The sequence below is a fragment of the Pseudomonas sp. NPDC088885 genome (assembly GCF_044750025.1).
GTDB classification, from domain to species: domain Bacteria; phylum Pseudomonadota; class Gammaproteobacteria; order Pseudomonadales; family Pseudomonadaceae; genus Aquipseudomonas; species Aquipseudomonas rustica.
The window spans coordinates 1-12,463 of the sequence record NZ_JBIVJB010000116.1 but is presented as its reverse complement, the minus strand read 5'-3'; the positions used below and the strand labels follow the sequence as shown (position 1 = coordinate 12,463).

Genomic DNA, 12,463 nt, shown 5'->3' with positions numbered 1-12,463 from the left:
TGCGATACACCACCATGATGGCCCTGTCGATGGTGGTGATCGCCTCGATGATTGGCGCCCGTGGTCTGGGTGAAGATGTGTTGGTGGGGATTCAGACCCTCAACGTCGGACGAGGTCTTGAGGCCGGTCTGGCGATCGTGATTCTCGCAGTGGTCATCGACCGCATTACTCAGGCGTACGGTCGGCCACGGCATGAGGTGAGCAAATGAGCAACGCAACCGTGAGCAAGATCGAAGTCAAAAACGTCTTCAAGATTTTCGGCAACCGCGCCAAGGATGCGCTGGCCATGGTCGGTCAGGGCAAGACCAAGGATCAGGTATTGAGCGAAACCGGTTGCGTGGTCGGCGTTAACGATCTGTCGTTGAGCATCGGTACTGGCGAGATCTTCGTGATCATGGGCCTCTCCGGTTCCGGTAAATCGACTCTGGTTCGTCACTTCAACCGGCTGATCGACCCAACCAGCGGCGCGATCCTTGTCGACGGCGTCGACATCCTGCAATACGACATGGAAGCCCTGCGCGAATTTCGCCGGCACAAGATCAGCATGGTGTTCCAGAGCTTCGGCCTGCTGCCGCACAAAACCGTACTCGACAACGTCGCCTACGGCTTGAAAGTGCGCGGCGAGAGCAAGCAAATGTGCGCAGAACGCGCGCTGCACTGGATCAACACCGTGGGCCTGAAGGGCTACGAAAACAAATACCCGCACCAACTCTCCGGCGGCATGCGTCAGCGTGTTGGTCTGGCCCGGGCCTTGGCGGCAGACACCGACATCATCCTGATGGACGAAGCGTTCAGTGCGCTGGATCCGCTGATCCGCGCCGAGATGCAGGATCAGTTGCTCGAGCTGCAAAAGACGTTGCACAAGACCATCGTGTTTATCACCCACGACCTTGATGAGGCGGTGCGCATTGGTAACCGGATTGCGATTCTCAAGGATGGGCGGTTGATTCAGGTCGGCACGCCACGCGAGATTCTGCATTCGCCGGCGGATGAGTACGTTGACCGATTCGTGCAGCGGCGTGCGGCAGTAGTCTGACGCTCGTTCCCACGCTCTGCGTGGGAATGCATCCCGTGACGCTCCGCGTCACCCTGCACAGAGCAGAAATCGGGACGCGGAGCGTCCCAGGCGGCATTCCCACGCAGAGCGTGGGAACGATCTAACTCAAGAGGTTTTAGATGTCCCAGGCTGAAAAAATCGTTATCACCGGCGCTCCTCTGCGTTGGCAGGACGTGGTTGCTGTCGCCCGTCACGGCGCTCAACTGGAGCTGTCGAGCGACACCTGGGTGCGCATCGAAAATGCCCAGGCCATCGTCCAGCGCATCGTCGCCAGCGGCGAGCGCGCCTATGGCGTCAACACCGGTCTGGGCGGTTTGTCCAACGTTTCCCTGCAAGACCAACAACTCAGCCAGCTCTCGCGCAACACTTTGCTCAGCCATGCCTGCGGCGTCGGCCCGGTACTCGCCGACGAGCAGACCCGCGCGATCATCTGCGCCGCCATTCACAACTACAGCCACGGCAAATCCGGCCTGCATCGCCGGGTCGTCGAAGGGCTGCTGGCGCTGCTCAATCGTGGCATCACCCCGCAAGTGCCGTCGCAAGGTTCAGTCGGCTATCTGACGCACATGGCGCACATCGGCATCACGCTGCTCGGCGTCGGCAACGTCAGCTATCGCGGGCAGATTATCTCCGCACAACAAGCATTGGCCGAAGAGGGTCTGCAACCGGTGCAACTCGGCGCGAAGGACGGTTTGTGTCTGGTCAACGGCACGCCGTGCATGACTGGCCTCAGCTGTCTGGCGATTGCCGATGCCACGCGGCTGGTGCAGTGGGCCGACGTCATCGGTGCGATGAGTTTCGAAGCGCAGCGCGGTCAGATCGACGCCTTCGATGCCGAGATCATCGCGTTGAAACCGCACCCGGGCATGCAGCAGGTCGGCATCAATTTGCGCGCATTGCTCGATGGCAGTGAAGTGATTGCGTCGAGCAAAGGCATTCGCACTCAGGATGCGCTGAGCATTCGTTCTATCCCGCAAGTACACGGCGCGGCGCGTGATCAACTCGACCATGCGATCAAGCAGATCGAAGCCGAACTCAACGGCTGCACCGACAACCCGCTATTGCTGGGCACGCCGGATAATTTCCGGGTGATGTCGCAAGCCAATCCGCACGGCCAATCGGTGGCGATGGCGGCGGATTTGCTGGCGATTGCCATGGCTGAAATCGGCTCGATCGCCGAGCGTCGCCTCGATCGTTTGGTCAACCCGCACGTCAGTGGCCTGCCGGCATTTCTGGTGGCCAATCCGGGGGTGAACTCCGGGATGATGATCGTCCAGTACGTCGCTGCATCGTTATGCGCGGAAAACCGTCAATTGGCGCAACCGGCGGTGCTCGACAACTACATCACTTCCGGCCTGCAGGAAGACCACTTGAGCATGGGCACCAACGCCGCGCTGAAGCTGCATCGCGCGCTGGAAAACTGCACGCAGATCCTCGCCATCGAATATCTGCTGGCGGCGCAGGCGTTTGAATTCCTCAAGGAACAACGCTTCGGCGCCGGCACTGACCGCGCGTGGCGACTGCTGCGTGAAACCGTCCCGGCCTACGATCAGGATCGCTGGCTGGCGCCGGATATTGCCGCCGCCGCGAGCGTGTTGAAAAACCCGAATCTGCTGCACAACGTTCTATCGAATTTGCATTGAAAAACTACCCTGCCAGCGTGCCAAGGCGCCGGATGCCCACAAGGCTGAAAGCGACGGATAACGGAATGCTCCGGAGCGAATGGCAAGTTAATAACAAACTCTCAAAAGGAGCATTTAAATGACTGCGCTGAACCTGATTCCCGGCCAACTGAGCCTGGCCCAACTGCGTGACGTCTACCAGAACCCGGTCAAGCTGACGCTCGACAACAGCGCCTCGGCGCAGATCGAAGCCAGCGTCGCTTGCGTCGAGCAGATCCTCGCCGAGAACCGCACTGCCTACGGCATCAACACCGGTTTCGGCCTGCTGGCCTCGACGCGCATCGCCAGCGAAGACCTGGAAAACCTGCAGCGCTCGCTGGTGTTGTCCCACGCCGCCGGTGTTGGCGTGCCGATCAGCGATGAGTTGGTGCGTCTGGTCATGGTGCTCAAGGTCAACAGCCTCAGCCGTGGTTTCTCCGGCATTCGCCGCGTGGTGATCGATGCGCTGATCGCGTTGATCAACGCCGAGGTTTATCCGCACATTCCGTTGAAAGGTTCGGTGGGTGCGTCGGGCGATCTGGCGCCGTTGGCGCACATGTCGCTGGTGCTGCTGGGCGAGGGCAAGGCACGCTACAAAGGCGAGTGGATGGAAGCGGTTGAAGCGCTGAAAGTCGCGGGTCTGACGCCGCTGACGTTGGCAGCGAAAGAAGGTCTGGCGCTGCTCAACGGTACTCAGGTTTCCACCGCGTTCGCGCTGCGTGGGTTGTTTGAAGGTGAAGATTTGTTTGCCGGCGCGTTGGCGCTGGGCGGTCTGACGGTTGAAGCGGTTTTGGGTTCGCGTTCGCCCTTCGATGCCCGCATTCATGCGGCGCGTGGCCAGAAAGGCCAGATCGATGCGGCTGCGGCTTATCGTGATCTGCTCGGTGAGCGCAGCGAAGTGTCCGATTCGCATCAGAATTGCGAGAAGGTTCAGGATCCGTACTCGCTGCGCTGCCAGCCGCAAGTCATGGGCGCCTGCCTGACCCAGTTCCGTCAGGCCGCTGAAGTGCTGGCGGTTGAGGCCAACGCGGTTTCCGATAACCCGTTGGTGTTTGCCGCTGAAGGCGACGTGATCTCTGGCGGTAACTTCCACGCCGAACCGGTGGCCATGGCCGCTGACAACATGGCATTGGCCATTGCCGAAATCGGCTCGCTGAGCGAACGCCGCATCTCGCTGATGATGGACAAGCACATGTCGCAACTGCCGCCGTTCCTGGTGGCCAATGGCGGCGTGAATTCCGGATTCATGATTGCGCAGGTGACCGCAGCGGCGCTGGCCAGCGAGAACAAAGCGTTGTCGCATCCGCATTCGGTGGACAGTCTGCCGACTTCGGCTAACCAGGAAGACCACGTTTCCATGGCACCGGCGGCGGGCAAGCGTCTGTGGGAAATGGCCGAAAACACTCGCGGGATTCTCGCGGTGGAATGGCTGGCGGCGGTGCAGGGGCTGGATCTGCGTAACGGTCTGAAGACCTCGGCGAAGCTGGAACAGGCGCGGGCGATTCTGCGTAAGGAAGTGCCGTTTTATGAGAAAGACCGGTTCTTCGCGCCAGATATCAATGCGGCGACTGAGTTGTTGGCTTCGCGCTGCCTGACCGATCTGGTTCCGGCGAAGCTTTTGCCTAGTTTGTAATCCACCCACTGATCGTTCCCACGCTCCGCGTGGGAATGCCTCAAGGGACGCTCCGCGTCCAGTGACGCGGAGCGTCACGGGCTGCATTCCCACGCAGAGCGTGGGAACGATCACCAACCCCAACGGAGGCCAACAGTGAAAACCCTCTGGCAACACTGCCACGTCGCAACCATGGCGCAAGGCGTCTACTCGATCATCGAGGATGCGGCCATCGTGACGTCCGGTGCGCACATCGAGTGGATCGGCCCGCGCAAGCAATTACCGTCCGGCGAATACCCGGCGGTTAATGATCTGCAAGGCGCGTGGGTCACCCCCGGCCTGATCGACTGCCACACCCACACGGTGTTCGGCGGCAACCGCAGCGGCGAATTTGAAAAGCGTCTGCAAGGCGTCAGCTACGCCGAGATCGCGGCGTCCGGCGGCGGCATCGCCAGCACCGTGCGCGCGACGCGTGAAGCGACGGAAGACGAGCTGTTCGCCAGCGCCGCCAAACGCCTGAAAAGTCTGATGCGCGACGGCGTGACCACGGTCGAAATGAAATCCGGCTACGGCCTCGATCTGGTCAACGAACGCAAAATCCTCCGGGTCATCCGTCGCCTCGAAAAACAGCTGCCGATCAGCGTGCGCAGCACCTGTCTGGCCGCCCACGCGCTGCCGCCGGAGTACAAGGATCGCGCGGACGATTACATCGATCTGGTCTGCAACGAAATGCTCCCCGCGCTCGCCGCCGAAGGTCTGGTCGATGCGGTGGATGCGTTCTGCGAATACCTGGCCTTCTCGCCGGAGCAGGTCGAGCGCGTGTTTATCGCTGCGCAACAACTCGGTCTGCCGGTGAAGCTGCACGCCGAACAATTGTCCTCGCTGCACGGCTCCAGCCTCGCTGCACGGTACAAGGCGTTGTCTGCCGATCACTTGGAGTTCATGGACGAGGCCGACGCCATCGCCATGGCCGAAGCCGATACCGTCGCCGTGTTGCTGCCGGGCGCGTTCTACTTTCTGCGCGAAACCCAGTTGCCGCCTATGGAAGCCCTGCGCAAGCACAAGGTGAAAATCGCCATCGCCAGCGACCTCAACCCCGGCACTTCGCCGGCGCTGTCGTTGCGGCTGATGCTGAACATGGCGTGCACCTGTTTCCGCATGACCCCGGAAGAGGCCCTGGCCGGTGCGACGATTCATGCCGCGCAAGCACTGGGCATGGCCGACACTCACGGTTCGCTGGAAGTCGGCAAGGTCGCGGATTTCGTCGCCTGGCACATCGATCGTCCGGCGGATCTGGCCTATTGGCTCGGTGGTGATCTGGACAAACGCGTCGTCCGTCACGGCGTCGAATCAAGTCTGTAGGAGAGCGGTTGTGGATAAGGTTCTGAACTTCAAACAAGGTCGCGTGCCGCTGCTGATCAGCATGCCTCACGCTGGCGTACGCCTGACGCCTGCGGTGGAAACCGGGTTGATCTCTGACGCGAAAAGCCTGCCGGACACTGACTGGCACATTCCGCAGCTGTACGACTTTGCCGAAGAGCTGGGCGCGAGCACGTTGGCGGCTGAGTATTCACGATTCGTCATCGATCTGAATCGACCGTCCGACGATAAGCCGCTATACGCCGGGGCGACCACCGGGCTGTATCCGGCGACGTTGTTCGATGGCATTGCGTTGTTCCGCGAAGGGCACGAGCCGTCGAAGGAAGAGCGCGCGACGTATCTGAAGCAGATCTGGACGCCGTATCACCGCACGCTGCAAGAAGAGCTGGCGCGATTGAAGGCCGAGTTCGGTTACGCGTTGCTGTTCGATGCGCACTCGATCCGTTCGATCATCCCGCACCTGTTCGACGGCAAGCTGCCGGACTTCAACCTCGGCACCTTCAACGGCGCCAGTTGTGATCCGCAACTGGCCAGTCAGCTCGAAGCAATCTGCGCCGGCCACAGCCACTACAGCCATGTGCTCAACGGCCGCTTCAAGGGCGGTCACATCACCCGGCATTACGGCAACCCGGCCGAGAACATCCACGCCGTGCAACTGGAGTTGTGCCAGAGCACCTACATGGAAGAGTTCGAACCGTTCCGCTATCGCGCCGACCTGGCTGAGCCGACGCAAGTAGTGCTCAAGGAACTGCTACAAGGCTATCTAGCCTGGGCAAAGTCTCACTACACCGCATAACCCCCTTGTGGGAGCGAGCCTGCTCGCGAAGCCGTCCGGTCAGCCAACATCTACGTTGACTGACACACCGCTTTCGCGAGCAGGCTCGCTCCCACAGGTTTTGATCGTTCCCACGCTCTGCGTGGGAATGCAGCCCATGACGCTCCGCGTCACTGGACGCGGAGCGTCCCAAGAGGCATTCCCACGCAGAGCGTGGGAACGATCAAGTCCACAGGCATGCTCATTGACGTAAATCGGGTTTATGATGCCCAACGGCAGAATAATAGAAGTCCCCCCAGGGATGACCTCGACCCCTTACGGAGCGCGCAATGCAGACTTTGTTTCCGCAGATCAAACCTCACGCCCGGCACGATCTGGCTGTCGATGACACCCACACGCTGTACGTCGACGAAAGCGGTTCACCCGAGGGTTTGCCGGTTGTGTTCATCCACGGCGGCCCCGGCGCCGGTTGCGACGCGCAGAGCCGTCGCTATTTCGATCCGAATCTGTATCGCATTGTGACCTTCGACCAGCGCGGTTGCGGTCGCTCCACGCCGCACGCCAGCCTGGAAAACAACACCACCTGGGATCTGGTCGCCGACCTTGAGCGCATCCGTAAACACCTGGGCATCGAAAAATGGGTGCTGTTCGGTGGCTCGTGGGGTTCGACGCTGGCGCTGGCCTACGCGCAAACTCACCCGGAACGTGTTCATGGTCTGATCCTGCGTGGGATCTTTCTCTGCCGTCCGCAGGAAATCGAGTGGTTCTATCAGGCCGGTGCCAGCCGTCTGTTCCCTGATTACTGGCAGGACTACATCGCGCCGATCCCGCTGGACGAACGCGACGACCTGCTCAGCGCTTTCCACAAACGTCTGATCGGCAACGACCAGATTGCGCAGATGCACGCGGCCAAAGCCTGGTCGACGTGGGAAGGGCGCACCGCGACCCTGCGGCCGAACCCGCTGGTGGTCGATCGTTTCTCCGAGCCGCAGCGCGCGCTGTCGATTGCACGGATCGAATGCCACTATTTCACCAACAACGCGTTCCTTGAACCGAACCAGTTGATTCGCGACATGGGCAAGATCGCGCATTTGCCGGGCGTGATCATTCACGGCCGTTATGACGTGATCTGCCCGCTCGACAATGCCTGGGAACTGCATCAAGCCTGGCCGAACAGCGAATTGCAGGTGATCCGCGACGCAGGCCACGCCGCCTCCGAACCGGGCATCACCGATGCCCTGGTGCGCGCGGCCGGCAACATGGCGCGACGCTTGCTCGACCTGCCGCCCGAAGAAGCATGAAGGGCCTTTTGCAGCGCGTCAGTAACGCGCGGGTGGAAGTGGCGGGCGAGGTCGTAGGCGCGGTCGATCAAGGTTTGCTGGTGCTGGTGGCGGTCGAACCCGACGACACGCGTGCCAGCGCCGACAAACTTCTGCATAAGCTGCTTAACTATCGGGTATTCAGCGACGCCGAGGGCAAGATGAACTTGTCCCTGGCGGATGTTGGCGGCGGGTTGCTGCTGGTCTCTCAGTTCACCCTCGCAGCCGACACCAAGAGCGGGTTGCGCCCGGGTTTTTCCAGCGCAGCACCTCCGGCCCTGGGCGAGGAATTGTTCGACTATCTATTAGGCAAAGCGAAACAGATGCATGGCACTGTGGCATCAGGTAGATTCGGCGCGGATATGCAGGTGCACCTGGTCAATGATGGCCCGGTAACCTTCCTGTTACAGACCTGAAAGCGCTTGAAACATCTTTTTAAGGGCGTTTCGACTGAAAACAGGCATTTTTCGCGATAAATACTTGGTTACCCCCGATGCTTTGTCATGCGGGCTACTAGATAATCGCGCGCTACGGGGATCAGCGTTCGTTGGTCCGTTTTGACTTAGGTAGAGACTTGTCCGGAGCCGATTGGGGAATCATTTTGCCCCAGCGGAGTCGGAACAATGCTCGCCAACTTGGCAAGAGTGTTCTGGAAGGTCGGTTTTTCACTGCCGAAAACCCTACAGGCACTTCATCTGGCCGTTGGTTTATTGATCTGTTTTCGGCGAGGGTTGCTCGTGATTGTTAGTCCCTGTAATGCAGCAAAATTGTCTGCCAAACGCATGCGAAGTGCTCTGGTAGCGGGCTCGGCGCTCCTGTGCCTGCTCAGCGCCGGTCAGCTTTGGGCGTTCAATCTTGACGATGTATCGGCCAAGGCAAAAGAGCTGGCCGGGCAGAAGTTCGAAGCCCCGCGCAGCAACCTGCCGAACGAGTTCCGCGACATGAAGTTCGCGGACTATCAAAAAATTCGCTTCCTCACCGAAAAGGCTGAGTGGGCTGATCAGAAGACCCCGTTCAAGTTGTCCTTCTATCACCAGGGCATGCACTTCGACACGCCGGTCAAAATCAACGAAATCACGGCGAACACCGTCGAAGAGATCAAATACGATCCGACCCGCTTCGATTTCGGCGACCTGAAATTCGATCCTAAGGCCACTGAGCAACTGGGTTATGCCGGTTTCCGTGTGCTGTACCCGATCAACAAGGCCGACAAGCAAGACGAAATCATGACCATGCTTGGCGCGAGCTACTTCCGCGTCGTTGGCAAGGGTCATACCTACGGTCTGTCGGCCCGTGGTCTGGCGATTGATACCGCGCTGCCGTCGGGCGAAGAATTCCCGCGTTTCCGCGAGTTCTGGATTCAGCAGCCGAAGCCGGGCGACAAGCATCTGGTGATCTTCGCCTTGCTCGACTCGCCGCGCGCCACCGGTGCCTATCGTCTGATCCTGCGTCCGGGCAGCGACACCATTGTCGACGTCAAAGCGCAGATGTTCCTGCGTGACAAGGTCGGCAAACTGGGCATCGCACCGCTGACCAGCATGTTCCTGTTCGGCGCCAACCAGCCGTCGAAAGTCCTCAACTATCGTCGTGAACTGCACGACTCCAGCGGTCTGTCGATCCATGCCGGCAACGGCGAGTGGATCTGGCGTCCGCTGAACAATCCGAAACACCTGGCAGTGAGCAACTTCAGCGTCGAAAACCTGCGTGGTTTCGGTCTGCTGCAGCGTGGTCGCGACTTCAGCCACTACGAAGACCTCGACGATCGCTACGACAAGCGTCCAAGCGCCTGGATCGAGCCGAAGGGTGACTGGGGCAAAGGCACCGTTGATCTGGTAGAGATTCCGACCGCCGACGAAACCAACGACAACATCGTTGCGTTCTGGAGCCCGGAAAAAATGCCGGAGCCGGGCCAGCCGCTGGACTTCGCTTACCGCATGCACTGGACGATGGACGAAGCGGCGATTCACGCGCCGGACAGCGCCTGGGTCTCGCAGACTCTGCGTTCGACCGGTGACGTCAAGCAATCGAACCTGATCCGTCAGCCGGATGGCAGCGTTGCCTATCTGGTCGATTTCGAAGGTCCATCGCTGGCGGCCCTGGCCCCGGACGCTGACGTTCGCAGTCAGGTCAGCGTCGGCGACAACGCCGAACTGGTCGAGAACAGCGTGCGCTACAACCCGGAAACCAAGGGCTGGCGCTTGACCCTGCGGATGAAAATCAAAGACGCAGGCAAGTCGACCGAGATGCGTGCCGCACTGGTTCAGCCGGTGGTAACGGCTGATCTGGCCAAGTCGTCGGTGCCGGCGTCCAACTCGTCCGTCGCCAAGGCCGACAAGGTTGCCGCCAAGCAACAAGAGAAAGAAGACAAGGAAGCCAAGGCAGCCGAGGCCAAACAGGCTCAACAGGCCGATGCCAAGCCTGCTGCAGATGCCAAGGACAAGGCCAACAAAGACGCCAAGCAGCCTGTAGCTGCGGACGCGGCCCCAGCCACACCGGAATCGGCGCCGACTGAAGAAGTCATCACCGAGACCTGGAGCTATCAGTTGCCTGCCGATGAGTAACTCTCAAGTACAGCCAGAGACTCTGTCCGAGTATCTGGCGCATCTGCCGATGACCGACGAGCAGCGCGCGGAACTCGCGGGCTGCCAGTCGTTCAGCGAGTTGCATGAACGCCTGTCGTCCTCGACGTTCGACGCCCCTGCCGAAGCCGCCCAGGCTTCGGTGGGCAAGCGCCTGACCCTGAGCACGGCTGAAGAGCTGGAAGAAGCGGAAATGCTGGTGCTCGACGCCAGCGGTCGGGTCAGCCTCAAGGCTACCCCGCCGATCCGCCGCACCAAGGTGGTTCCGGAGCCGTGGCGCACCAATATTCTGGTGCGTGGCTGGCGCCGTCTGACCGGTCGCACCAACCCGCCACAGCCGCCGAAGGACGAAAACGTTCTGCCGGCGGCGCGCTGGCGCACCGTTGGTTCGATCCGTCGCTATATTCTGCTGGTGCTGATGCTCGGCCAGACCATCGTTGCTGGCTGGTACATGAAAGGCATCATGCCGTACCAGGGCTGGTCGTTCGTCGATCTCGACGAAGTCCTGCACCAGCCGCTGCTGCAAACCGCCACGCAAGTGCTGCCGTATGCGCTGCAAACCAGCATCCTGATTCTCTTCGGGATTCTGTTCTGCTGGGTGTCGGCCGGTTTCTGGACGGCGCTGATGGGCTTCCTCGAGTTGCTCACCGGTCACGATAAATACCGTATCTCCGGCAAAAGCGCCGGCAACGAGCCGATTGCCAAAGACGCGCGTACCGCGTTGGTAATGCCGATCTGCAACGAAGACGTACCGCGCGTATTCGCCGGTCTGCGCGCTACGTTCGAATCGGTCGCGGCTACCGGTGATCTCGATCGCTTCGACTTCTTCGTCCTCAGCGACAGTAACGACACCGATATCTGTGTTGCCGAGCAACAGGCCTGGCTGGACGTCTGCCGCGAGGCCAAAGGCTTCGGCAAGATCTTCTATCGCCGCCGTCGCCGTCGGGTAAAGCGCAAGAGCGGTAACCTCGACGACTTCTGCCGTCGTTGGGGCGGTGACTACAAGTACATGGTCGTTCTCGACGCTGACTCGGTAATGAGCGGCGAGTGCCTGACCAGTCTGGTGCGCTTGATGGAAGCCACGCCGGACGCCGGGATCATCCAGACCGCGCCGCGTGCGTCGGGCATGGACACTCTCTATGCGCGTATGCAGCAGTTTGCGACCCGCGTGTACGGCCCGCTGTTTACCGCCGGTCTGCACTTCTGGCAGTTGGGTGAATCCCACTACTGGGGTCACAACGCGATCATCCGCATGAAGCCGTTTATCGACCACTGCGCCCTGGCGCCGTTGCCAGGTAAAGGGGCGTTCTCCGGTGCGATTCTGTCTCACGACTTCGTTGAAGCCGCGCTTATGCGCCGTGCCGGTTGGGGCGTGTGGATTGCCTACGACTTGCCGGGCAGCTACGAAGAACTGCCACCGAACCTGCTCGACGAACTCAAGCGTGACCGTCGCTGGTGCCACGGCAACCTGATGAACTTCCGTCTGTTCCTGGTCAAAGGCATGCACCCGGTGCACCGCGCGGTGTTCCTGACCGGCGTGATGTCGTACCGTCGGCGCCGTTGTGGTTCTTCTTCCTCGTGTTGTCGACCGCGCTGTTGGCGGTGAACACGCTGATGGAGCCGCAGTACTTCCTCGAACCGCGTCAGCTCTATCCGCTGTGGCCACAATGGCACCCGGACAAGGCGATTGCGCTGTTCTCGACCACCATCGTGCTGCTGTTCCTGCCGAAATTGTTGAGCATCATCCTGATCTGGGCCAAGGGCGCGAAAGAGTTCGGCGGGGCGTTCCGTCTGTTCATTTCGATGCTGATGGAAATGCTGTTCTCGGTGCTGCTGGCGCCGGTGCGCATGCTGTTCCATACCGTGTTCGTGGTGAGCGCCTTCCTTGGTTGGGAAGTGGTGTGGAATTCGCCGCAGCGTGACGATGACGACACGCCGTGGGGCGAAGCGTTCCGCCGCCATGGCTCGCAGATGTTGCTGGGCCTGGTGTGGGCCGGCGGCATGGCGTGGCTGGATCTGCGCTTCCTGTGGTGGTTGGCGCCGATCGTGTTCTCGCTGATCCTGTCGCCGTTTGTGTCTG

The 12,463-nt window shown here is 60.7% G+C and carries 8 protein-coding genes and 2 pseudogenes; all 10 read left to right on the top strand.

Annotated elements, in window-relative coordinates; all coding sequences use genetic code 11:
• Positions 1 to 209: pseudogene (locus ACIP1X_RS25580) on the top strand (proline/glycine betaine ABC transporter permease); the annotation flags it as partial.
• Positions 206 to 1,036 carry a glycine betaine/L-proline ABC transporter ATP-binding protein gene (locus ACIP1X_RS25575; RefSeq protein WP_053116617.1) on the top strand — a complete coding sequence of 277 codons (831 nt, stop codon included), beginning with the start codon at positions 206 to 208 and terminating at the stop codon, positions 1,034 to 1,036. The pseudogene ACIP1X_RS25580 and the gene ACIP1X_RS25575, both read left to right, overlap by 4 nt.
• 140 nt (positions 1,037 to 1,176) lie before the next feature.
• Positions 1,177 to 2,700 (top strand): histidine ammonia-lyase, encoded by a 1,524-nt coding sequence (gene hutH / locus ACIP1X_RS25570; RefSeq protein WP_400755660.1) that lies wholly within the window; start codon positions 1,177 to 1,179, stop codon positions 2,698 to 2,700.
• Between the two features lie 118 nt (positions 2,701 to 2,818).
• Positions 2,819 to 4,351 carry a histidine ammonia-lyase gene (hutH, locus tag ACIP1X_RS25565; RefSeq protein ID WP_159811602.1) on the top strand — a complete coding sequence of 511 codons (1,533 nt, stop codon included), beginning with the start codon at positions 2,819 to 2,821 and terminating at the stop codon, positions 4,349 to 4,351.
• Between the two features lie 135 nt (positions 4,352 to 4,486).
• Positions 4,487 to 5,692, top strand: coding sequence for an imidazolonepropionase (gene hutI / locus ACIP1X_RS25560; protein ID WP_400755659.1), 1,206 nt, complete (start codon positions 4,487 to 4,489; stop codon positions 5,690 to 5,692).
• Between the two features lie 10 nt (positions 5,693 to 5,702).
• Positions 5,703 to 6,506, top strand: a complete 804-nt coding sequence (gene hutG, locus ACIP1X_RS25555; protein WP_400755658.1) for an N-formylglutamate deformylase — start codon at positions 5,703 to 5,705, stop codon at positions 6,504 to 6,506.
• A gap of 308 nt (positions 6,507 to 6,814) precedes the next feature.
• Positions 6,815 to 7,786 carry a prolyl aminopeptidase gene (pip, locus tag ACIP1X_RS25550; RefSeq protein WP_053116622.1) on the top strand — a complete coding sequence of 324 codons (972 nt, stop codon included), beginning with the start codon at positions 6,815 to 6,817 and terminating at the stop codon, positions 7,784 to 7,786.
• Complete coding sequence (dtd, locus tag ACIP1X_RS25545; RefSeq protein WP_400755657.1) at positions 7,783 to 8,220, top strand: D-aminoacyl-tRNA deacylase; 438 nt, start codon at positions 7,783 to 7,785, stop codon at positions 8,218 to 8,220. Before pip ends, dtd begins: the two co-directional genes overlap by 4 nt.
• Before the next feature lie 366 nt (positions 8,221 to 8,586).
• Complete coding sequence (locus tag ACIP1X_RS25540; protein ID WP_178124148.1) at positions 8,587 to 10,365, top strand: glucan biosynthesis protein G; 1,779 nt, start codon at positions 8,587 to 8,589, stop codon at positions 10,363 to 10,365.
• Positions 10,358 to 12,463 (top strand): annotated as a pseudogene (gene mdoH / locus ACIP1X_RS25535) (glucans biosynthesis glucosyltransferase MdoH); the annotation flags it as partial. The gene ACIP1X_RS25540 and the pseudogene mdoH, both read left to right, overlap by 8 nt.